Annotated in this window: 19 protein-coding genes and 1 pseudogene; 10 read left to right on the top strand and 10 right to left on the bottom strand. The window is 42.6% G+C overall.

The window, feature by feature from the left end:
• The first annotated feature begins 100 nt into the window (after positions 1-100).
• The 7 genes from OC193_RS06710 (at position 101) to folM (ending at position 7,246) form a co-directional block, all read left to right on the top strand.
• A complete protein-coding gene (locus OC193_RS06710) occupies positions 101-556 on the top strand; it encodes an Lrp/AsnC family transcriptional regulator (RefSeq protein WP_048658462.1) in 456 nt (151 codons plus the stop codon).
• A gap of 447 nt (positions 557-1,003) precedes the next feature.
• Complete coding sequence (locus tag OC193_RS06705; RefSeq protein ID WP_048658461.1) at positions 1,004-2,056, top strand: polyamine ABC transporter substrate-binding protein; 1,053 nt, start codon at positions 1,004-1,006, stop codon at positions 2,054-2,056.
• Positions 2,053-4,443, top strand: coding sequence for a putative bifunctional diguanylate cyclase/phosphodiesterase (locus OC193_RS06700; protein ID WP_048666380.1), 2,391 nt, complete (start codon positions 2,053-2,055; stop codon positions 4,441-4,443). Before OC193_RS06705 ends, OC193_RS06700 begins: the two co-directional genes overlap by 4 nt.
• 452 nt (positions 4,444-4,895) lie before the next feature.
• Positions 4,896-5,393, top strand: coding sequence for a 2-amino-4-hydroxy-6-hydroxymethyldihydropteridine diphosphokinase (folK, locus tag OC193_RS06695; protein WP_048664834.1), 498 nt, complete (start codon positions 4,896-4,898; stop codon positions 5,391-5,393).
• 112 nt (positions 5,394-5,505) lie between these two features.
• Positions 5,506-5,877: a dihydroneopterin triphosphate 2'-epimerase gene (gene folX / locus OC193_RS06690; RefSeq protein WP_048664833.1), complete on the top strand. Its 372-nt coding sequence runs from the start codon at positions 5,506-5,508 to the stop codon at positions 5,875-5,877.
• 17 nt (positions 5,878-5,894) lie between these two features.
• Complete coding sequence (gene folE / locus OC193_RS06685) at positions 5,895-6,533, top strand: GTP cyclohydrolase I FolE (RefSeq protein WP_048664832.1); 639 nt, start codon at positions 5,895-5,897, stop codon at positions 6,531-6,533.
• Positions 6,530-7,246 (top strand): dihydromonapterin reductase, encoded by a 717-nt coding sequence (folM, locus tag OC193_RS06680; protein WP_048664831.1) that lies wholly within the window; start codon positions 6,530-6,532, stop codon positions 7,244-7,246. Before folE ends, folM begins: the two co-directional genes overlap by 4 nt.
• Before the next feature lie 70 nt (positions 7,247-7,316).
• Here folM and OC193_RS06675 read toward each other — a convergent pair whose 3' ends face one another.
• From OC193_RS06675 to OC193_RS06665, 3 genes are all read right to left on the bottom strand, one after another.
• On the bottom strand, positions 7,317-7,685 hold the full coding sequence (locus OC193_RS06675) for a hypothetical protein (protein WP_080967351.1): 369 nt from the start codon (positions 7,683-7,685) through the stop codon (positions 7,317-7,319).
• Between the two features lie 15 nt (positions 7,686-7,700).
• On the bottom strand, positions 7,701-8,573 hold the full coding sequence (locus OC193_RS06670) for a patatin-like phospholipase family protein (RefSeq protein ID WP_048658453.1): 873 nt from the start codon (positions 8,571-8,573) through the stop codon (positions 7,701-7,703).
• An 83-nt stretch (positions 8,574-8,656) separates the two neighbouring features.
• Positions 8,657-8,995: a hypothetical protein gene (locus OC193_RS06665; RefSeq protein WP_004734781.1), complete on the bottom strand. Its 339-nt coding sequence runs from the start codon at positions 8,993-8,995 to the stop codon at positions 8,657-8,659.
• A 509-nt stretch (positions 8,996-9,504) separates the two neighbouring features.
• Between OC193_RS06665 and OC193_RS06660 the strand changes: the two genes are divergently transcribed.
• Positions 9,505-11,013, top strand: a complete 1,509-nt coding sequence (locus OC193_RS06660; RefSeq protein ID WP_048664830.1) for a DUF3360 domain-containing protein — start codon at positions 9,505-9,507, stop codon at positions 11,011-11,013.
• A gap of 94 nt (positions 11,014-11,107) precedes the next feature.
• Here the strand turns inward: OC193_RS06660 and OC193_RS06655 are convergent, their stop codons facing one another.
• The 3 genes from OC193_RS06655 to OC193_RS06645 all read right to left on the bottom strand — a co-directional run bounded on the left by OC193_RS06655 (position 11,108) and on the right by OC193_RS06645 (position 13,246).
• Entirely contained in the window at positions 11,108-12,250 is a 1,143-nt protein-coding gene (locus OC193_RS06655) for an MFS transporter (protein WP_048664910.1), read from the bottom strand.
• Positions 12,251-12,295: 45 nt separating this feature from the next.
• Positions 12,296-13,027 (bottom strand): GTPase, encoded by a 732-nt coding sequence (locus OC193_RS06650; protein ID WP_048664829.1) that lies wholly within the window; start codon positions 13,025-13,027, stop codon positions 12,296-12,298.
• A 75-nt stretch (positions 13,028-13,102) separates the two neighbouring features.
• A complete protein-coding gene (locus OC193_RS06645) occupies positions 13,103-13,246 on the bottom strand; it encodes a hypothetical protein (protein ID WP_155410746.1) in 144 nt (47 codons plus the stop codon).
• A 418-nt stretch (positions 13,247-13,664) separates the two neighbouring features.
• Between OC193_RS06645 and OC193_RS06640 the strand changes: the two genes are divergently transcribed.
• Positions 13,665-14,045, top strand: a complete 381-nt coding sequence (locus tag OC193_RS06640; protein WP_048664828.1) for a hypothetical protein — start codon at positions 13,665-13,667, stop codon at positions 14,043-14,045.
• A 121-nt stretch (positions 14,046-14,166) separates the two neighbouring features.
• On the opposite strand, the gene OC193_RS06635 is transcribed toward OC193_RS06640, so the two are convergent.
• The 3 genes from OC193_RS06635 to OC193_RS06625 all read right to left on the bottom strand — a co-directional run bounded on the left by OC193_RS06635 (position 14,167) and on the right by OC193_RS06625 (position 19,413).
• The gene (locus tag OC193_RS06635) at positions 14,167-15,093 is read right to left on the bottom strand and encodes a hypothetical protein (protein ID WP_048658451.1); all 927 of its coding nucleotides are present in this window, start codon (positions 15,091-15,093) and stop codon (positions 14,167-14,169) included.
• Positions 15,094-15,392: 299 nt separating this feature from the next.
• Complete coding sequence (locus OC193_RS06630; RefSeq protein WP_048664827.1) at positions 15,393-16,265, bottom strand: alpha/beta fold hydrolase; 873 nt, start codon at positions 16,263-16,265, stop codon at positions 15,393-15,395.
• A gap of 712 nt (positions 16,266-16,977) precedes the next feature.
• Entirely contained in the window at positions 16,978-19,413 is a 2,436-nt protein-coding gene (locus OC193_RS06625) for a sensor domain-containing phosphodiesterase (RefSeq protein ID WP_048664826.1), read from the bottom strand.
• 285 nt (positions 19,414-19,698) lie between these two features.
• On the opposite strand from OC193_RS06625, the pseudogene OC193_RS06620 reads away from it, so the two are divergent.
• A pseudogene (locus OC193_RS06620) lies at positions 19,699-20,617 on the top strand (IS5 family transposase).
• 252 nt (positions 20,618-20,869) lie between these two features.
• Here the strand turns inward: OC193_RS06620 and OC193_RS06615 are convergent.
• Positions 20,870-22,414 (bottom strand): ParB-like protein, encoded by a 1,545-nt coding sequence (locus OC193_RS06615; protein ID WP_230682710.1) that lies wholly within the window; start codon positions 22,412-22,414, stop codon positions 20,870-20,872.
• Between the last annotated feature and the right edge of the window lie 11 nt (positions 22,415-22,425).

Below are 22,425 nucleotides of genomic sequence, written 5' to 3'. Positions count from 1 at the left end.
TAGTTTTGCACAGATGCTAAAAATTGCTATTTGCGAAGTAAGACATACACTTTGAGCAATAATATTGCCAAATAAACTTCAATATTGATGGGATATGCCAATGGATGAGATCGACAAGAAAATACTGGCTGAACTGCAAAGCAACGCTCGGCTGACTAATCAAGAGTTAGCCGATCGCGTGGCACTGTCACCCTCTCCATGCTTGCGCCGAGTTCGCGCATTAGAGAAACAAGGGATTATTCGCGGCTATCACGCCAGTGTCGACCAAGAAGCATGTGGCTTGCCTGTGAATGTGTTTGTGTTGGTGAAACTTGAAAAACCCACTGAAGAGAACATGCGCGACTTTGAACAGCACATCGAAATGATTGACGAGGTGTTAGAGTGCTTTCTGATGACGGGCAATCACGACTACCTATTGCATGTAGTGAGTGAATCGCTCAAAAGCTACGAGCAGTTCATCCGCAAGCAATTAACTCGCCTGCCCAATATTGCTTCTATTGAATCCAGCTTTGCCTTCGGTCAGGTAAAAACAAAGACCAAGCTGCCTGTGAGGTAAATGCAGGGCGCAGCTGTTTTGGGTTTATGGGGCGCTAGAAACTGCTCTTCATCATCCCTGAACTGCACCAACAAATATTTAGCCCCATTCCGCATTAACGTAATTACTCCGTGGAAGATCGAGCTACTGGAATTTCAGTACTTTTTCTCAAAGTAAACTGACGACGTCGAGTTGCAAGTTGGTGATGTTGTAGTTGTAGTTGTAGTTGTAGTTGTAAAGAACATGCTCCGATTTGATCCAATATGAAAAATAACGTTTAACGGTGTTTTACACTTTCAATTCTCTATGTCGACTCTAGTCCCACAAATCAACTATTTGCACGATCCCTAATATACATCTCACTAATATATTGAAGAATGAGGTACAATTACGTCTATATTTGATAAATAAGACCAAAACCAACGTTATGGTTAAACTCCAGTGAAAACAATTAGTAATAGGTATCTGATGCGTTTCATAACTTGTTTTGCTTTAACTTTTTCTATTTTTTTGTCAGCACAGAGTTTTGCTGAAGAGCTAAAAATTTTCACGTGGGAAGACTATATCTCTGACACTCTGATAGAAGAGTTTGAAGAACGGTACGGTCATACCGTTTCTCAAGTTTATTTTGAAAATGAAATGCTGCGTGATGCCGTGGTGTACTCTGGCAAAGCCCTAGCCTATGATTTGTTTATCATTGACGGGCAAACCATTGGTGAACTGGGCAGAGCAAGCATTTTAGGCGATTTATCTAATACTTTGAAGGAAGGTAATTCAAACTTTACTGAGGTATCTCGCAGAGCTTGCGGGGGCATTGGAATCCCGTACTCTAACGGTACCATGGGGGTCGCATTTCGGTCTTCAAAAGTCGCCGAAGGTATAACCTCTTGGATGGACGTTTTCGACTACGCATTAAAACACCCTCAAACGGTTGTGATTCCTGATGACGATGTAGATACCATTGCAATCGCATTATTGGCGTTAGGGTTCGATCCTATGACCGAAAATGAAGTCGAATTGGCACAAGCGTACAAACTGTTAATGAAGGTCCGTGAACAGCTATTAGTAATAAGAGCGGCTATTGGCTACGCTCTAGATAAAAAATCTGGCTCTAAAATGGAAGTTGCCGTTATCTATTCAGGAGAAAAAGAACAAATAGCGTCGTATACAGAGCAAGATGATTGGATCTATACCATTCCTCAAGAAGGTACTTTGATGTGGCATGAATGCTTTAGTGTCCATAAAGACAGGCCTATTAGCAAAGCGTCGATAGAGTTCCTTAACTTTATTAACACACCTGAAAGATCGGCATTAAATGCAGAAGAGATGTGGTTCGCAAGCTCGAACAGACACGTTTTGGGCTTAGCATCTGATGATTATCTGTTAGATGAAGAGTTGTTCCCAACGGGATTAGACAGCGGTTCATCGTTTACCTATAAGACACTAAGCAAAGAAGCTTCAGACCTGAGAAGCCAAATACTCTTTGTTATTCATAACCAAAGATATAAAACAAAAAAATGAAACTGTCGCTAAAGATCAATTATATTCTGCTCCCTGTTATGGTGGTAATTTTCTCCATCGCCGGAGTGTTTTCGTATACCAGTCAAAAAATGCAACTGAACTCGTCGCTATCGGAACAATTACAAAGTGAACTTACTCATATCTCTCATGAGCTTAATGAAGCGCTTAGAGAGCTCGATTCTGCGATTAGAATGAGTCTAGAGAACTACTACATTCAAAAGTATCTTATTGAAATATATGATGACACTGCTCAATATTACACGGAGAAAGAGCTAACGGCTTATATCAATCAATTAAAGCTCAATCACAGCTCGATCGAGAGCTTTGCTCTAGTGGATATTAATGGCAAAGAGCTTATCTACTTTAATACGTCGGATCCATTTGCAAAATACTCTGCTGATACGGTTGTGACGGATCACCTTGTTACGATTCAACAAGCATTAGATTTGAAAGGTGTGGCTCACGTTAACGCTGCTACCTACAAACTGAACGATGGTGTTGAAGGCCCTGAATTTTTGGTTGTAAAAACATTTACACCTGAGCAGAGTTTTACTGTCCCAACCTTTTCTTATGGACAGACGTTACTTACTGCAGTGGTTCGCTCTAAGGTTAGGCACTACGATGAATTTCAAGAATCTGTGAAAAGTAAGCTTGGTCCCGATGCTCAACTAATACTTAAACCTAATGCTACTTCGCATTCGCTGGGGAACGAAGAACAGATAGAAGATATTACCCTGCCAGGTTATGAATTGGGTTTTCAGTTAATACATAACTTATGGTCTATCAAGGTTTGCCTATCTCAAATACACCTTAATGAGTTGTATAAACCCTTTCAACCTCTTTACGCTGTTATTGTTTTGTCAGTAACTGCTGTCACTTTCTTACTACTAAAGTGGCTTATCGTAAAACAAATCATTAAGCCAGTGGAGAGACTGACTAAGAAAGTAGAGTCCGTAAATCATAATGACTTAGTCTACATAGAGCGTTCCAAAAGTAACGACGAAGTCTCCATCCTTACCAATAAGTACATTAATTTGATTACTGATCTCGATGATCTGGCAAAAAGAGACTCTCTGACGGGCTTACCAAATAGGAAAAAATTCAATCTAGATATCACGCGTATAATGAGTAACTGCACCGAAACAGATACAAAGTGCGCCGTTATCTACTTTGATATTGATAACTTTAAACACGTAAATGACAAGTACGGACATCATGTTGGTGACCACTTATTCGTAGTGTTTGCAGAACGCCTTGTCGAGAGCTTTGTTGATTTTGAGTGGGGAAATCTAACTATCTCTGAGCTTGAGTTCGCCAGGCTATCTGGGGATGAGTTTGCCATCATAGTTGGTGGATTGGACGACTTAGATATACTTACCGAATTTGCCCATCGAATTCTCTCTCTCTTTGAGGACGGCTTCGAGGTGGATGGTACTCAATTTGATATTGGGGTCAGTGTCGGTATTTCCGTTTACCCTGATGATGCTAGCTCTGTCACCGAACTGGTTAACAATGCTGATTCAGCGATGTATGCCTGCAAAAATGTCGCGGGAAGAAACCATTATCAATTCTACTCAAAAGAGATGGATAGAGAAATAAAGCGTCATACTCAAATTAATGAAGACTTGAAAGAGGCGATTAAATCTAACGAGTTCTATCTAACCTATATGCCAGTTTATGATATCGAAAAAGGTAAAATAAAAGGTGCAGAAGTTCTAATCCGTACAAGCCACGAGGCTCTTCTCTCCTACGGGCCAGCGGATTTTATACCTGTAGCAGAATCGTCAGGTTTAATTAAACATATTGATTATTGGGTTTTTGAAAATGCTCTGCAAACGCTGTCCGGCTGGATAGAAGAGCTGAATTTTGATGGTACATTAGCGATTAACTTCTCATCTTGGCAGCTCCATAATTCCGACTTTGTTAATGTACTTTCTGGGTTACTGACGCGCTATGAGATTCCAGCCCACATGGTTGAAATGGAAATCACCGAAACCTGCTTTATACCCGGTGATGAACAAAATATTGAGAGACTTAAGGCATTGAAAGAACTCGGAGTGAAAGTTTCTCTTGACGATTTTGGTACCGGCTATACGGCCTTTAGCCAACTAATAAATTATCCTATTGATACGCTTAAGATCGACCGTATGTTCGTCAACGCAATTGACTCTGAATCAACAGACAAACAGCTTATCGAAGTGATCATAGAAATGGCCAAAATTTATGATCTCAATATCATTGCAGAAGGCGTAGAAACCGTGAGTCAGTTAGATTATGTTCGAAACAAAGGATGCCAGGAAGTACAAGGGTTCTTACTATCTAAGCCCTTAAAAGAAGATGATTTTATCGCAGCGTGGAAGAAAGGGAGTTTGCCTGAATACAGTTAAAATATGTGGCACCAGAGAATAGGTCTAGTTCTGAGCTTTGGAATGACACATCGCTTTGCCCGTTCGATTGATGGCTGTATGTTGTGGCCTGATTAATCTAACCTCCTGATTAGAATTGTTGTCATGAGCTTTGACATGGGTAACGATAAAAAGCCAGATGCACCTCTATTTGAGGCGAGCCAACTTCAGTAAAGCGGTGTTTTCGATGCTATAACTAATCCGTATTCTATTAACTTAGCAAAACCACTGACAAAATAGTTATCCAATACCTTCATAGGCCGAGTTTTGACTCGTGGCACTTTCTAGCTCACAGGTGCCCTTTTTTCGGGCTCAAAACGGGCAAAACTTGTAACAGAACCGTATTTTTCTTTTGTCTTCCTACCTTTAAGAGGATGCATTGCTGATCTTGATCGCGAGTTGGACGTATAGGCTGATTAAAAGGAAGGAAAACTATGGCCACCGTCTATGTCAGCATCGGAAGCAACATTAACCGCGAACATCACGTCACAGAATCTCTCAAAGCATTGCATGATCGCTTTGCGCCCCTACACATTTCTAAATTCTACGATTGCGAGCCTGTCGGTTTTAAAGGGGATAACTTTCTTAACCTAGTTGTTGGGTTCGAATGTGACCTCCCAGTCGCAGAGCTGGTTAAGGTTCTACATCAAATCGAAGCAGAGAATGATCGCAAACGCCAAACCAAAGCCTATGCTTCACGGACGATGGATATCGACATCCTTCTTTATGGTAATCAAGTGGGTGTTATCGATAGCGTAGAGCTGCCTAGAAGCGAAATCACCGAGTACGCTTTTGTGCTTCGACCATTAGCTGATATTGCTGCGCAAGAACGTCACCCTACTCTAGACATCTCATATCAGCAGCTCTGGGAAAACTTCGATCAGTTAAGTCAGAAAACCAAACCCATCCCTTTCGAGCTTAATTTTACTTAGCCTTCACATGACTGCAGAAAGAACAACTGAACTCTTAATCGCGTGAGCTTTACTGATCTTTTCTTAAAACAAGCACGTACCAGACTTCACTCTCTAAGGATTGGAAACTGTTATGAATCACAACGCCATTATCACCATTACAAACCTGAGACTAAGAACCTTCATCGGCTTCAACGAAGAAGAAAAGTCTAAGCAGCAAGACATCGTTATCAATGCAGAGATTCACTACCCTGCCAACAACCTTTGTCTGTCTGATGACGTGGACAACGCACTGAACTACAAAAACATCTGCAAGAAGATCATTCAACATGTCGAATCCGGAAGATTTCTGCTTTTAGAAAAGTTAACCAGCGACGTACTCGGCATCTGTATCGATCATCCATGGGTACGATACGCTCAAGTGAGAATTGATAAGCCTCATGCCCTACGTTTTGCCGACTCCGTTTCACTCACGCTTAGCTATGAAGCAGAGCTCGAAAATTAACTCAAAAGGAGAGAGTCATGCTGAATACAGAAGCCGAAAAAGTAAGAGAAGCTTTGCTCGAAAAGGGACTAGAAACCCCGATGACACCGAGCGAAATGAACCCCAACCAGAAGTACAACCGCATCAAAGGACTTTTGACGGAAGTTGTCAGTACGCTTGGACTGGATTTAACCGATGACAGCCTCGCTGAAACACCTCATCGCATTGCAAAGATGTACGTTCACGAGATATTTTCAGGGCTCGATTACGATAACTTCCCAAAAATCAGCGTTATAGAAAACAAAATGTTGGTTGATGAAATGGTCAAGGTATCGAACATAGATTTAACGTCGACGTGCGAACATCACTTCATTACCATCGATGGTTTAGCAGAAGTGGCCTACATCCCTGAAAACAAGATATTGGGGCTGTCTAAAATCAACCGTATTGTTCGATTCTTCGCCCAGCGCCCTCAAGTGCAAGAACGCCTTACTCAGCAAATCCTAGTCGCGATACAGACTCTAGTCGAAACAGAAAATGTGGCCGTGACGATTAAAGCCACTCATTATTGCGTTAAATCTAGAGGCGTCATGGATGCAAACTCTGAAACCTCAACAACCGCTCTCGGTGGAATTTTCAAAACTAACCCTCAAACCAGAGCTGAGTTTTTACGATGAGTGAAACGATTCTAATAACCGGCGTTGGAAAAAGACTCGGCTTCGCACTGGCGCAACAACTTTTAGCGGATGGATACAACGTGGTCGGCACCTACCGCAGCGACTATCCTCAACTGCAATTGTTGCGCGATAGTGGAGCCGACTTGCAGCAGGTAGACTTTTATCAACAAAGCAGCCTAGAGGGCTTTCTTCATTACGTTGGTCAAGAATATAAGACACTTCGAGCCGTCATACACAACGCTTCAGACTGGAAGCCTGAGAACAAGAAGAACCCCAGTGAAAATGCATCTCAAATCATGCACCAGATGATAACGATTCACGCCACCGTACCTTATCTGTTCAATTTAACGCTCAAAGACCAATTGATGTCTGGCGATAAAACGTCAGACATCATCCACATCAGTGATTACGTTGCAGAAAAAGGCAGTAAAAAACACATCGCTTACGCGGCCAGTAAAGCGGCGCTCAACAACCTAACGCTGTCGTTTTCAGCAATGCTGGCTCCCAAGGTCAAAGTAAATACCCTCTCTCCAGCCATGATTAAGTTTAATGAACATGACGATGAGGCATACAAAACCAAAGCGCTGAAGAAAGCTCTGATTCCCACAGAAGCGGGCTTTGAGGAAATAATAGATGGCATCAAGTTCGTGTTGGCCAGTCACTACATGACTGGAAGAACTTTACACCTTGATGGCGGCAGACATTTGAAGTGATGGTGTGCATTGTCTGCTACCTAAAACGGCTGCTACATAGCGAATGCTGTTAACTAGAAACCGCTATAAGCTAGAAACTGCTATAAGAATGAGGAAGGCGATTTTCTTCATCCCAGCCTAACAACTCAATATTGATCAGTGATTTTCGCTGCTCATTACACAGCGAAGCGATGTTGATGATAGGGAGCTGGCTACGAAACTGTGCGGTAAGGATAACCTTTTTACTTTCACTCAGGCTGTCTCGGCATTGCGCCAAAACCGCTTCAGTATCTAGTTGATGTGCGTTCTCGATAACCTGAATATCAGCGTTCTCTTGATAGCACCCTATCAGCCAAGATACGGCAGCTGCTTCTGAGCTAGTGAGTACGATGACATCTTTTGTTGCCATAAGCTCGTGGAGTTCAAGCTCTTTTAGTTCAGTTTCCATAAATACTCTCATTCAGCAGCAAATACATTAAAGTCGGTTGCCTAATTTAGCCTGTGCCAAATGGTAGCCTCTATCTATCATCTCTTGTGAGCGATCAAACTCTAAGGTGCCACAGGCATTACGAGGGATCTCAAGCGTAATATCGGCAGGATAAGCGGCCAGTTTTTGACGAGCAATGGTCGATTGCATCGCATCAAACGCTTGGTTGGCAATGTCGTAGGCTGCAAAATTGAAGCTCATTTTGCTTTTTACACTGCTACCGAGATTATCGATAAAATGAACAACCTTCTCATGCAGGTTACTCTCTTTTGTGGGCAGGGAAACCGGTATCACTTCCTGTTGAAGCATCTCAGGTTCACCACCTAAGTTCACAGCTAGCGTAAAGTCTGTGTTATCACTAAAGGTAGGTGCAATCGGTACGGGATTGAGCACTCCTCCATCAATCAGCACTTCACCATTAATGACATGTGGAGTGAAGAACAGTGGCAAAGAGATGGAGGCGCGAATGGCATCAAACAGAGAGCCTGATTGCAGCCAAACCTCTTTTTCATCGGCGACGTTGGCAGCGACAGCGGTATAAGGGATGGGCAGATCTTCAATTGAAATCTCGCCGATCAATTCACGTAGTGTGTCGATGATCTTGTCCCCTTTGAACATCCCGCTCGATTGCCATGAAAAGTCCAACATCATCGCCATATCCGATTGGTCGATACTGGTGACCCACTCTTCAAATTCATCCAACTTGCCCGCAGCGTAGACACCACCGATAAGTGCGCCAATTGAACAGCCAGAGATGGATTTTATCTGATAGCCATGCTCGATTAACCAACGGATGATTCCAACGTGAACCAAGCCTCTTGCGCCACCACTGCCAAGTACCAATGAGACCGTTTTTACCATCGTATTAATCCTTTAGTTTTTAATTCTAGGGGAGCTAACTCGCCGATTTACCAATTCGCAGATCTCAACTCACTGAGTCACTATCAGTCCATACGGGTAATGAAGGTTTGCTCGTCATCCACAAAAGCCACATAGTCGCCGTGATAGATAAACACCCGACCACGCCCTTCCACTATACACGCTAGCTGTGGGTTCAAATCTTCTTCAAGATTTTCACTTTGATACGTGCCGGTATCAGTGATCACACCGCGGAGTTTAGGCAAAAATCCATAGCTACGCTTGGCTTGATCAATCAGGCTCAATTCACTGGTGGTAGAGAAGTAAGCTGGGATGGGACCAGCATCTTCGATAAACATCGGTTTCAGTTCTTCAAAAGCTGTAATCACCAGCCAGTCGATGCCGTTTACGTGATGGATAAACATTGTTTATAAATACCTAGTTTCTCGATAATTCTGATGCGGAGATTCTAACACTATCAGGGGCCAAACGTAGGAGAAATTGAGTTACTAGAGGCAATCCCTACCCCTGTTTATCGCCCCATTATATCCAGTATAAAACCGGACCAGATGTCACTATCAAATCACACCACAACGCAACCAAGCATGCAGCCAAATGTAAGTCGTTGGACTTTTTTCTGGGCCTTTAGAGTCGAACCATTTGTTGTTGAAAGTGACTTTGTTATTCCTGAAATTAAGAGTCTACCAATAAACAGACACATACTATCTACAGGGTCTAATACTAGTCGTCCGACTCTACGACTAATGTCTAACCGACTGAGTCTATTTGTTTTTTTGGGTTTGGTATAAGGTACTAACAACTGAATGTTAATGATTTTTTAATGATAAGTTGACGCATTGTTTACACTTCATGCCGTGAGTCAACAACGTTTGTTGGAATAACACACCTCAGAGTGTGAACGAAAGGAATCAAAATGAGCACTACTTTAGAGTCCGCACATATACAAACAGAGAAGCCTCAAGCCAATGAGGATGAACTCACCTATGAACAACAACATAAACCAAGATCGGAATTTGATTCCCGAGAACAGTATCTAGAACACGAATTACAAATCATGTCGCCTAAGCGCTGGCGTCCAAATTTGCCGTTTAAAGATTATCGATTTGAGATAGAAGACACCATCCCAGCGATGGCGGCGACCATTGGTAAAGTGGTTATGGTGGGCGCGATTGCTGCCACCTTTGCCGGAGCGCTCGGGTTAAATGAAGATTTTATTCTAGAAAACGTGCGTTATGAACTCCTCATCGCCTCTGTTTTCATTATTATTTTCTCTGGTTTCCTATTGCCGACCGCTAACCTCGCCGGTACACACGGCCCGCTTATCCCTTTAATCCCGATTGTGGTTGCAGCGGGCGGACACCCAATGGCCTTTGGCTTGTTGATTGGCGCTTTTGGCTTGTTGTTAGCCATCAGTAAAGGCGGCAGTATGTTGGCTAACCTCACCAGTAAAGGCGTGTGTGGTGGCTTGCTGCTTTACCTTGGCTTTGTGGGAACCGCTTCTCAAGTGAAAAAGCTATTCGCTTGGGCTGAAGGAATCGGCATGAGCCACATCGCTTTTGTTGTGATCTTTTGCACCATCATTCTGTACGCGCTCTTGGAGCACTTCCGTAAGCGTTGGTTAGCTGTACCTCTTAGCTGTTTGCTGGGTGGTACGATTGCATTTGCCATGGGTGCCCCATTCGCTTTCCACACTGAGCCAGGCTTACCTAACATGAACCCTATGTATTGGTGGGGAGAAGATACAGGCTGGATGCTAGGTCTACCAACGATTGAGCACTTCATGGTGGTATTGCCGTTTGCGATTCTAGCGGTAGCGATGTGGTCTCCAGATTTCTTAGGGCATCAAGTATTCCAAAAGATCAGCTACCCAGAACGTACTGAAAAAGTACACATGAACATTGACGACACCATGACTACAGCGTCTATTCGTCAAACGTTTGGTTCTCTGCTTGGTGGTACTAACTTTACGTCTTCATGGGGTACTTACATCGTACCAGCTGCTATTGCTAAACGCCCTATTCCTGCGGGTGCTTTGCTAACGGCTCTGTTCTGTATCATCGCCGCAGTTTGGGGCTACCCGATGGATTTAGCTATCTGGCAACCTGTGCTTTGTGTAGCGCTGATTGTTGGTGTATTCGTTCCATTGTTAGAAGCTGGAATGGAAATGACGCGTGAAGGGAAAACCACCCAATCAGCAGCGATTGTTGTATTTTCCTCAGCGCTCGTTAACCCTGCATTTGGTTGGGCTCTCACTATGCTGTTAGATAACTTAGGCTTAGTTGGTTGTAAAGAACGTAGTAGCGAACTGAGCAAGATGAGCCGTTGGGTGCTGCCAGGCATTATGTTCGTTGTGCTAACAAGTGTGATGGCGCTGGTTGGCCTTCTACCGGGAATTCCGGCGATTATCCCGAGTTTTCGTTAAGCTCGATTAAGCTTTATTTTTGTCGGAGCACAAAAGGCCTCACACACGCGAGGCCTTGTTTTATCAATCAAACCAGTGAGATAAATGATTGTCGCTATTGTTTCTGTAGCTTATCGAATCCATTAATTCGCTGATGAAGCTGCGTACCCATAGTCAACGAAACCAACAGACTAATCAAAGCAATCACGGCCCCAGAAACAAACACCCATTGATAACCAGACATCCAGATGATTCCCAACAGAAATGGTAGGAACACCGCTGCAATATGGTTGATGGTGAATGATAAACTCGCCGTTGAAGCCACTTCATCTTCCCGAATTGTCTTTTTAAAGTAGGTGTTCAAAGCTATCGCAAAACTAAAAATGATACTGTCGATAACATACAACCCCGCAGCAGCATAATGATCATCCACAAATGCGTAAGCTAGAAACACCAACACTAACGCGGCATACTCAATGATCAAAGCTTGCCTTTCCCCTACTCGGTCGATAAATCTCCCAACATAAGGCAGAGCAAGCGTTGCAGCTAAGCTGGATACCATAAATAAAGCGGCCATCATCGCAATCGTATAATGAAATTTAGTCACCATCAGTAAGCCAGCAAATGCCACAAAGATCTGTCTTCTTGCCCCACTCAAAAAGGTAAGAATGTAATAGGTCGTGTATTCACGTCGGACAATGAGTTTGGTGTGTTGTTTAACCTCTGTATGAGTATTTTTAAACGTGACCAAGTAAACTGCCAGCCAAAAACATATTGCTCCACACGTAAAGAAAATCGCCTTATCTGAAACGTCAAAAAGATAGCTAGCGACCATAATGCACAGAAAAGTCACCATCGAGAAGAAAGAGGCAGCAGATCGAATTTTCCCCATTGATTCACTGAAGTTCTCAGTCGCCAACAACTGTGTTGAGAGTGATTTGTTCACCGCTTCTAAATAATGGAAACCAATAGACATGATCGTCGTGCTGAAATAGAAGCCATAGATCGAAGGCAAATACCCCGTCAATGCTACTCCGAGCCCTAATGTTGCAACCGAAAATACCGCGACTCTTTGTTCTGAAGCGATGAACAACAGAAACAAAACAGTAAATGAGAGCAAGCCTGGGATTTCCCTAACACTCTGCAATACCCCCACATCAGCACCCGTCATACCAACAGTATCTACGGCGAAGTTATTCATCACGACTCGCCACCCCGTATTCGCTATCACTGACGCGATGGCGATGAAAACCAACATCGCGAATGAGCTTCGCGATGTTAAAATCCTAAGCCAGAGAGTCATTTAAGCCGCCGATTCTAAGAGAAAATCTTGAATATGATCGCGCATGAATAAAGCCATCGAAGAGAGGTCTTCCCATGTTTCTTTATTCGTGTGGGTAATGCACTCAACAAAAACTTTGCTTAAATGTGGTTCAGCATGTAACCAACGACTGACATATTGCCCGGTGTAACACACATGCTGCATTTCATCTTCTAAGATTTTTTGAATCGTTGGACGCATTTTTTTCATGTAATCATCGTCAGACTCATCGATGATCGCCAAATGCAGTAACAGTAAACGCCACGAACGTATTTCAATAGAGTGAACCCTAAAAAGGAATGCCTTAAGCTCATCGTCAAAGTTCATGACTTTATCTAACTCATATTGAACTTCATGTTCATGCGTTTCTGTCTCGTACCCGGTAAAAGGGATAAGGCTGGCAAACAACGTAGAATGATTCATCTCATCGTTATAATGACGCAACATCAGCGGCCTTAACTCATCATCAGCATACCGCTCTGCGATCATTCGTAACCTTGCCGCACCTTTAGCTTCATCGATTGCATTATGCAAAAGGTAGTAAGCCATCATCTTTTTATTTTGAAAAATAGTTCGAGCCAAACCATTCATCATCTCAGAAGTGAAAGACAAATCAGATACTAAATATTTCTCGATGCAATCCTTGTACTCTTTGGAAAGACTCACACCTTGAGTATCAAATAAACCATAGAGACTGTTTTGTATATTATTCATAAACCATTCCTTTCCTCAGCATACATCTTCAATAAAGCACTCTCTCGAGTGCCTTATCGAGAGGGAGCAAGCTAGTTAGCGAGACTCTTTCTTGTGGTGTTCTGACGGGGCTGGATTCGGCTCAAAAGCAGCATTTGAGCGTACCAGTCTTGGAGGTTGACTAGAGATATCTTGCTTCTTAAGTTTTAACGATAAAGCCGTTCTTAGTTTTCCGTTCATATTCAGATCCTCAAAATAATGGTATGTTCTGAGCTTGGTAACGATATGCAACTAAGACAAAGAACACAGAAACAATACAACTCGTTAACAAATTGTTACACGATCATTTTTAGAATGTTATTTCTTGGGATTGGTAAGTATTCAGAGAGCTTTTACTTCTTTGAGAAATTCATTGGAGATTATTATTTGTCGCGGAACATATAGTTGCACTTGTCACGATCGGTATTCAGTTCCTCCCCTTTCCCATTACAAGAGATAAGAGACATAAACCAAGGGGAGGTTAGGATAGGATTGTCGGTGAAGTCTCCTATACATCTGATTTACAAGCAATAACGCAACTTGTTACAATACCCACAACCAAAGGGTGGTCTTATTTCGCTATACTCCGCGCCTATTTCCAGAAACAGATCTACCCCCAATGAATATCTTTAAAACCTTAGCTCTTTCTATCACGCTATTTTTAGTTGGCTGTGCATCTGGTTCAGCAATATTAGTCGGAGAAGCAAGAGACCCAATTACACCTCAAGAGGTTACGCTTTATCTTGAAGCGCCTGAGAACTATGAAAAAATAGCTTTAGTTGACGCATCTAGTGATGCAGGCATGACAAAACAAGGCTCCATCGACTATGCAATCGAAGAGTTAAAAAAGCAGGCGGCTAAACTAGGAGCTAATGGTGTTTTGCTTCAAGCGACAGGAAGCAACAACTCTGTAGTATTGGGAGGCGTCGGCACAGACTACCAATACTTAATCCCTATTTCGGAACAGACGGTTAATGGAATAGCGATCTACACAGAGTAGTTAATATTGTTCAAGCTAGCTGTCTCGTCAGCACAAACAACAAGGCCTCGCACGCGCGAGGCTTTGTTTTATCTAAGTTTCAACGAACGAACACCGATGCAATTGGCGATGGTAAATCAAATCAACTAGAGAGCCATTCATCCAATACTGCAATAAACTTGGGATTAATGAGGTAACCGATGGAAGCGTGCGGATTGCTTTTTCCGTTGCGAATATTGAGGTTATAAACTGGGTGGATGTCTTTCATTCCACCGGGTATCAAACCCAGTTTGAGCATATCCTTGAAGTCATTTCTAATTTTGCTGTCATGAGAGATAAAATCATCTTCTGCCGATATGTTTATCCATTGCTGAATGTTTAAAGGGTACTTTTTCTCATCTTCCAAACGGCTCCCTTTAAGCCTATCTTTTACGTTTTCATCTCCTAACGGTGACCCGAGCGTCAGCCATAAGTTAACCTTCTTGTCCGCACCATAGTCGTGTCTATACTCTCCGTAATGAGACAATTTCCATAACACGTCATAACTGATCATCGACCCGAGACTGTGCGATACAATCATCACATCATCTTGATTATCAAGCGCTTCCTTCAGTTCAACCATTAACCTATGCCTGACATCGCTACCAAAATAGGTATCTTCATACCAATAATGTGCCATGTCCGGCGCGACCTTCGTTATGAGTGTCTCAGCCACACCCAGTTTTCCAAATAGCGATGAAAAAGTATCTGCTAACGCCTCTTTTAGAAAACCAATTTTAGATACCTTGTTATACGTTGTTTTATTGAACTGGCTTGTCTTGTACTTTTTGAGTTCAGACAACGCTTGCTGTCGACTTGCAGGGTCTTCCGTTGGTTTATCTAACAATGTGTTTGATAGTTCACCGTAATAGACAAACCGTTTATCGACATCTTTAAAAGCTTGTACTGAACTTGAGCCTTCACAATCTCGCTGCAAGCCATGCTCTATAGCCTCATACCAGAGTGCTTGAAGGTGAGCTTTATCGGGCTTTTGAGCGCGACCATGAATGAATATTATTTTCTTAGCCATAGCAGGACGTCCTAAACACATAGTTAAAATTATTATCAGTAGAAAGCACCACTAGATTCGTTCAGCCCTTACCAAGAACAGCAGCGCTAATGACGTATCTAGAGGTGGTTGATAGAGCATTTATATAACTATGAGGCCGTCGTTTAAGGACCATAAACGAGTGAAAGACGCGGGTATGACTCGCAAATTGAAATGAATGTAGCTAGCAAAACCTCCAACGAACAAAAAGGCCTCACACACGCGAGGCCTTCGTTTTATCTGTCTAACGGGTACAAACATCCTTTAATAACTACAGCGCCCTACTTCACTGATTTCACCGCTTTCATCAACGTTGTGTTGAACTGCTGTGGTTGCTCTAGCATTGGGAAGTGGCCTGAGTCTTCAATGTAGTAAATGCTGTAATCCTTGATGTGTTTCTTGTTCGCTTCTGAATCGGTTGGCCATAAGCGAGCGTTAACCAATATTACTGGCACGTTCACGTTCTCATACGCACGGCGTGCTTCGCCTGTTACATATTGGCCTAGATAATGGCGGAACTGGTTTATCGCGATAGCTGGCGGCGCTGATGCCATGTCTTGCGTTACCCAGTAAAGTAAATCCGCATCTACGTCTTTTGGTAGCGAGTCCTTCACGAACATAGTAATGCCCGCTTGGAAGTCTTCTTCAAACGGTTTGGTCATTGCATCTAGGTCGCTTTGTGAAACCGCTAACGCCACGTTTTGCGATGTGTCGACACCAATAATGCCCTTCACTCTTTTCGGCATTAGTTTAGCGGCTTCTGCAATTACGCCACCAGCCATGGAATGCCCAACTAAGATGACGGATTCGACTTGTTCTTTCTCGATTACGGCTTTGATGTCTTCAGCAAATGCAACCATGCTGTACTCTTCGCGGTTGAACGAAGAGTTACCGTGCCCCGCTAAGTCCATGGTGATCACTTGGTACTGCTTTGAAAACTCACTCACTTGGTTTTGCCATAGCCTGCTGTCTAAGCTCCAACCGTGAATGAAGATCAGTGCCGTATTCCCGCTCCCACTTTTGCCATACGCAATTTGCTCACCATCGTGAGATATCGCAATACCGTACTTAACCGTTGAATCATGAGCCATGGTATTCATGCTACCAAGTGCCATGAATACCAAGAGTGTGATGTTTAAAATTAAGCGTTTCATAGTGTCTCTCTACTTACTTTTAAGGGAACACAAAAAGCGTCCCTCTCAATCAATATAGCCACTATAAAGTGTGAAGTTGTAGACAGGTCAATAAAGATTTAGACAAAGAGCTCTTTTGAAGTGGTAACTTAACCAACTTATTTCTGCCCCAAACCAAGTCAGCGGGTTCCAGTTTGTTAAGTTAATATCTAACAATCGGCCCAAACTCTACTAATGTGTCAAACATATTGATGGCGATCCAATGCGCATGTAGGTGATAAAACGGAGTGGATGGTTTTTTCAACAAATAATGATTTATTTGTGTTTACATTATCGAGGCAATGGATACCAATCTTTCTATCTGTAAAATATGAATGACGACAAGAGATGTTTGTGAAAGGTGTAGAGAAATTAACGATAGCTCCACGGGGGATTTATGCGGTCAGTAGCACATTATATTGCCGTATATGACTGTAGAAAATAGGAGTATCAAGTTCATCATTTGCGTCAGGACATGAGTTTTTAAACATAAGTGTGGAAGATGCCCCTAGACTGTCAATCCCATTTTAAAATGTCTTGTTGAAGAGAGGCGCGGGCTTATTATGAGTGTTCTGAGCTATTTTGAAAACCGAGTTAACGTCATCGCCTCTGTCGGAAAAAGTCTAGTCAGCCCATTCTCATAGTTTCAGGATTGGTTACTGAGTTAAATAAAGAAGCATACCAAGATTGAGTATCACTGATTGGCATTCAGAAAATGAACGATGTTATAAATATCAATAATAGCGACGTATTCGTCTGAGTCGTTAATCACTACCCATGGGAACGGATTTTTATTGCGTATCTTTTCATGTATCTCCTCGCCATGGATGGTTTCGTGCACTCTTGTGATTGTTGAGTTCATCATAGCACTAGCCACTTTAAACATAGATTGATACTCATGCGTCGTTTCTCTGTCTGTTCCCATTGCCGGAGTGGCATGCAAGTTAAACTGCTCTTTAGTAATCACTCCTACACACCTTCTGTCTATAACGACTGGAAATGCAGTGAACTGAGTTGTTTCTAAGAGCTCCTTAATTTCACGCAGGGTATGCTGGGGAGTTAATATTGGTGGGTAAGACATCAGCTCTGCCTCCTCGGTATTGGGCTCTTCGAGAGCGTTAATACCATCGACATTCACGGTTTTACGCGAAAGCTTATTGATAGGTTGAGGTCGTTCAAAGTAGTAACCCTGCATATAGTTTACTTTCAGATCGTTAAGAATTTTAACCTCTTGAAGCGTTTCAACGCCTTCTGCAACCACCTCCACATTCAATGTATGAGCAAGCTGTGTGATCATTCTTACGATGTAATAATTATGAGAGCCAACGGTAAGGTCTGACACAAACTCTTTGTCAATTTTAAGTAAGTCAAAGTTACCCCCCCTTAAGTAGAAAAAAGAAGAATATCCGGTACCAAAGTCATCAATGGCAACTTTTAGTCCCTTTTTTCTCAAATCAAACAGTAAGTTGCAGTCCTTCTGCTCGCTGTCAAAATACGCAGATTCAGTTAACTCAACGGTGATATAAGGCAGGTGTTGGATATGCTTTTTAAACAGATTGAATAAATCACGGAAAAGCGCTTTCATTGGCTTGTCTGAGTTTAGTGAAATGTTAATAGTCAACTCTACACCTGTCCCATAAAGCTCAACGAGCTCATTACGGGAGCTTATAGCCATATCTGCGATAGCTAAATCCAAATCAGAAACTAACTTCATGTCCTCAGCGACTTTTATCATCTCTTGGGTGTTTAACAAATTACCGTTGTAATCCCGAAATCTACACAAAGCTTCTAACTTGGTTACCTTCCAGTTTGATGTATTGACAATGGGCTGGAAGAAAACCTCCATCTCCTTGTTCAAGACTGACTGATTAACAATATCTTCTAGGATTTCACGGCGCTTGATTTTTTCATGTAAGGCGCTGTTGAAAAAGCAGATATTTCTGCTTCCTGAAGTATGCCTTTCATACATTGCTTGTAGTGAGTGTGAAAGAAGTTTGGTTTCATTGTTTGCATCTAACCCAAGTACAGAGCAACCAATGGTACACTCGGTGATAGCTGTGTATATCGCAGGGTCAACTCGTTGCCTAAGAGTCTTAAACCGCACTTTTATGGCATCAAATATGGAGAGCGAATGGGGTTTGTCTTGGTTGCGTTCGTATACAATGGCGATTGAAAACACGGTTTTTTTAATAAAGCCTGCGGAACAATCTTTTTCATAGTAGGCCAAAGCACTTGCAAGTTGCTTTTTGCTCTCGAATTCGAACTCTTTATCAAAACAAGGAATAAATGAAATCACCACTAGGCCTTGATTATCATTTAGAGCGATTGCTGTATCTTTCACTTTTAAGAAAAACTCATCTTCACCAGGTAACTGTGTTAATAGCTCTATACCACCATGTTCTATACCCGCTACTCGATACAACTTGTTTGATAAGTCCTGAGTCATTCCAAGGTAATAAAAACCACCTCTGATAGACTCTAGACGTTGAATTTTCAGCTCTTGCGGTTTTACTGTCCCCGTTTTACCTTCGCTAAGAATGAGACCATTCCAATAGCCGTCTTTGGTAAGTTTACTCCACATCTCTTTAAAGAAAACATCGCCATGTTTCCTCGCATTGAATATGGACGTTTTTTGTCCTAACAACTCATCTATTTTGTACCCGGACGAGTTCTCAAAGTAGGTATTGCACGCGATAATTCGTGTCTGTTCGTCGGTGATGACTATACCGTGGCTTTTGTTTTCAAAAATTTGGTAGAAAAACGAAGAGATGTCTTCCGAGATCGGTGTGATAAAAAGAGGAATAACAACACCAGAAATAAGGTGCCCTGTCATTTTTTTAGCTGCCACTACACATAAAACAATACTGTTATTGTGTGTAGCAATACATGCCTTGATTGGTTCGGGCGTGTCACCTTCTGCAGCTCGCCGAAAATGTTCCATGACGAGCTTTTGATCTCTTTTAGAAAACAGCTCCCAAAAGTCATCAATACTATTGATAGCGACCTTAGAATTAAGGCTATCAGTCAATCCCGCAATATCAATTTGAAATTGGTCGGTGTTTGTTTTCCATGAAAAAGGCATTTCCGAATATTTGAAATTGCCCATGAGATCTTTTTTGACTGCTTTCATTTTCCCTGCCAAACGTTGTATTTGAGTAAAGCGTTCATTCTAAGTATGTACAAGGTGTTCAATTTAAAGATAGAACAAAAAAATCTTTTTTCTTTTTTTAGTTCATGTAGATATAAACTTATTTGGGTTAACGAATTTTATGATGAGGAGCTTTATTGCTACAGACTCGTTTTTTCTGTCCAAATTTCAAGATTGAACCTAAACGTGGCTTTGTTACTGAAATCGATGGAACTTAATCAAGAAACTACGATCTGATCGGCTACCCCCATTAATCGTCGTAGCCTCATGCCTAAACCTCGTTACAAAACAACTAACTGGCAACAGTACATAAAGCCTTAATAAACCGTGGCTCTTTGACCTTTTGGATTGATGAGGAAACGATAGCCGAGTGGAAGCAAAACAAACAAGGCAAGCGTGGTAGACCACGCCGATTCAGTGACTTAGCCATTACTACCGCACTGATGGTGAAACGCGTTTTCTCTATGCCATTGAGAGTGTTGCAAGGTTTTCTAGACTCAGTATTTAAACTAGCTAACATCCCGCTTGTTTGTCCACACTACACCTGTATAAGTCGTCGAGCTAAAGAAGTTGAGGTTTCATTTAAAAACAAAACCAGAGGAGCAATACAACACCTGGCCATTGATGCTACTGGCCTCAAAGTTTATGGCGAAGGTGAATGGAAGGTCAAGAAGCTGGTACTGACGGGAAGCGAAGAGTGTGGCGTAAGCTGCATATCGCTGTAGATACCAGTACCCACGAAATAATCGCAGCAGAGTTAAGTTTATCTAACGTAACCGATGGCGAAGTGCTCCCCAACTTACTTAAGCAGACACGTCGTAAAATCGTTGAGATATCAGGCGATGGCGCTTATGACACAAGGAATTGCCATGATGCTATACAGAGCAAACAAGCGGTTCCGCTCATCCCGCCACGCGAAGGGGCAGCCTTCTGGGAGCAAGGGCATCCTCGCAACTTAGCAGTAGGTTGCCAAAAGCTCTACGGCTCTAACAAGGAGTGGAAAAATCGGTATGGCTATCATAAGCGCTCACTATCAGAGACAGCAATGTATCGAATGAAACAGTTGTTAGGCGGAAAATTAAGCTTGAGGAACTACAACGCTCAGGTTGGTGAGACTTACGCAATGATCAAAGCACTGAACAAGCTTACGGGGCTAGGTATGCCTGAAACTCAGTATATCGTTTAGGAATTAAGCACAACGGGGCAGACATACCTTCTCTCTGAATGATGTGCACCATCAATACTGGACAGTGAGCTTAGTGACTTTCCATACTTATGCTAATTCGTGATTTGCTAATACTTGGTTCTCCGAAACTCATTTCTGTCCAAAAGCTTCATAAACCCAGTATATGTCGCTACATTTCCACAGCGCCAAAGAAAAAGCCCTCATTGCAACGCAACAAGGGCTTAAGTCCAATTCCAATAATCAAACCGCAGTTTAATTCACAGCGTAGTGTTTTCTTGCTGCCTCAAGGATCTTGTTGGCTTCCACATCATCGCCCCAGTCTTGCAGTTCCATGCCACCGTCTGGGCCTTTGTAGTTTTCAAACCAAAGGCCAACGATGTCTTGAACACCTGGGTAGGTATTGTTTAGCTCGTTTAGAGAAGAAACATCTTTAAATGGTGAATCGTTAGTGAGAACGGCCACGAGTTTGTCGTCTTGCTCGCCATCATCTAGCATTTTCATCACACCGATCAGACGTACAGGAACAACTTCACCACGTGGTACAGACTGACCAAGAACAATCACATCTAATGGGTCGCCATCACCACCAAACTCTTTTGGTAGTGCAGTACGTGGGATAGAGCCGTAGTTACCTGGGTAACCAAGGTAGTTAACCACGCGTGGAGCGCCTTTTTTGTGTTCCCAGATAACTTGCTTGTCATTGTCTTTGCTTAGTTCCCACTTAGCGGAAGTACCTGTTGGGATCTCTACAATTGCATTGACGATGCCATCAGCAGAAGCTGCTGGGTAATCATTAAAGCTTGAGTTTGCTTCAAGGGTAAATGAGTCTAATTGTTTTAGTGCAGGAGCTGACGCCGCTGCTAAGTCATAGCTTAAACCGTTGGCGGTCGATGTTGTTTTGTAACGCAGCATGTAGTCAACCTTACCACGCTCTTTGAACAGTTTATCGAAGCCTTTTTGGTTGTATGCGCTAAACTGCCCCATCTGTTTAACCGAAAGATTTGAGCCACCAACGTTGTTCGTATCCATAGATAGGATATGGTTGCTGACCGCATTGACTGCCTTTGCGTAACCTTCGGTAGAATTCAGATCAAAGTCTGCCGCATCAATCGCTTTACGTACTTCTTTAGACCAGTAAAACTCTAAGAACGGGACTGGCTGACTTGGCTTGTTCCAGCCCACACCACGAGAAAAGTACATCAGTGAGCGGTATTGATCGTTAGCGAAGTTGGTTAGCCCAAGAGAGGTTGGAAGTTGTTGATAGCTAATCGCTTCACCGTTGTTATCAAACAGCCATGTATTGCCGTCTTTTGCCATTTGGTTCCAGAACGCGTCCATGTTTTTGAGGTTGCGGTAATCTTTATCAACCACCACATTCACATTGAACGATGCGCCACCTTGCGGCATGCGGTAGAACACATTGAACGTATGGTGACCGTCTGTCAGGTAGTATTCACCGCTGGGTGCGATAACCACAGTCTTCATGTCTTTTTTACGCGCACCTGTTTCCATTTCACAGGTGAAAGTCGAAGGAATATTCGGGTGTGCTTGGTCTTTGATGCTCACTACGCCTTTTTGACCGTTGGCTTCACAGATTTCATCAAACATCTTTTCTTGGTCAAATTGGTAACGACCCAACTTGTACATAATTTGATCGTAACCCACAGATGGTTGAGTTGGTTTTAACTCATGGAGACCAAGATTAATAACATCGCCTTCAGAGACATTACTTGCGTGAGTTGGTAAAGCGAAGATAGCCAGAGCGCCAATCGTGGCAAAAATCCCAATTTTTTTCATAAGTCCTTCTA

It is taken from the genome of Vibrio crassostreae (assembly GCF_024347415.1).
Lineage (GTDB): Bacteria > Pseudomonadota > Gammaproteobacteria > Enterobacterales > Vibrionaceae > Vibrio > Vibrio crassostreae.
Note: the sequence above shows the minus strand (reverse complement) of the source record. Positions and strands in the feature narration are given on the sequence as shown.

Bases quoted from the DNA above. Each gene is read 5' to 3' on its own strand.
- OC193_RS06710 (WP_048658462.1), top strand. From the start codon at position 101: ATGGATGAGATCGACAAGAAAATACTGGCTGAACTGCAAAGCAACGCT.
- OC193_RS06705 (WP_048658461.1), top strand. From the start codon at position 1,004: ATGCGTTTCATAACTTGTTTTGCTTTAACTTTTTCTATTTTTTTGTCA.
- OC193_RS06700 (WP_048666380.1), top strand. From the start codon at position 2,053: ATGAAACTGTCGCTAAAGATCAATTATATTCTGCTCCCTGTTATGGTG.
- folK (WP_048664834.1), top strand. From the start codon at position 4,896: ATGGCCACCGTCTATGTCAGCATCGGAAGCAACATTAACCGCGAACAT.
- folX (WP_048664833.1), top strand. From the start codon at position 5,506: ATGAATCACAACGCCATTATCACCATTACAAACCTGAGACTAAGAACC.
- folE (WP_048664832.1), top strand. From the start codon at position 5,895: ATGCTGAATACAGAAGCCGAAAAAGTAAGAGAAGCTTTGCTCGAAAAG.
- folM (WP_048664831.1), top strand. From the start codon at position 6,530: ATGAGTGAAACGATTCTAATAACCGGCGTTGGAAAAAGACTCGGCTTC.
- OC193_RS06675 (WP_080967351.1), bottom strand. From the start codon at position 7,685: ATGAGAGTATTTATGGAAACTGAACTAAAAGAGCTTGAACTCCACGAG.
- OC193_RS06670 (WP_048658453.1), bottom strand. From the start codon at position 8,573: ATGGTAAAAACGGTCTCATTGGTACTTGGCAGTGGTGGCGCAAGAGGC.
- OC193_RS06665 (WP_004734781.1), bottom strand. From the start codon at position 8,995: ATGTTTATCCATCACGTAAACGGCATCGACTGGCTGGTGATTACAGCT.
- OC193_RS06660 (WP_048664830.1), top strand. From the start codon at position 9,505: ATGAGCACTACTTTAGAGTCCGCACATATACAAACAGAGAAGCCTCAA.
- OC193_RS06655 (WP_048664910.1), bottom strand. From the start codon at position 12,250: ATGTTGGTTTTCATCGCCATCGCGTCAGTGATAGCGAATACGGGGTGG.
- OC193_RS06650 (WP_048664829.1), bottom strand. From the start codon at position 13,027: ATGAATAATATACAAAACAGTCTCTATGGTTTATTTGATACTCAAGGT.
- OC193_RS06645 (WP_155410746.1), bottom strand. From the start codon at position 13,246: ATGAACGGAAAACTAAGAACGGCTTTATCGTTAAAACTTAAGAAGCAA.
- OC193_RS06640 (WP_048664828.1), top strand. From the start codon at position 13,665: ATGAATATCTTTAAAACCTTAGCTCTTTCTATCACGCTATTTTTAGTT.
- OC193_RS06635 (WP_048658451.1), bottom strand. From the start codon at position 15,093: ATGGCTAAGAAAATAATATTCATTCATGGTCGCGCTCAAAAGCCCGAT.
- OC193_RS06630 (WP_048664827.1), bottom strand. From the start codon at position 16,265: ATGAAACGCTTAATTTTAAACATCACACTCTTGGTATTCATGGCACTT.
- OC193_RS06625 (WP_048664826.1), bottom strand. From the start codon at position 19,413: ATGAAAGCAGTCAAAAAAGATCTCATGGGCAATTTCAAATATTCGGAA.
- OC193_RS06615 (WP_230682710.1), bottom strand. From the start codon at position 22,414: ATGAAAAAAATTGGGATTTTTGCCACGATTGGCGCTCTGGCTATCTTC.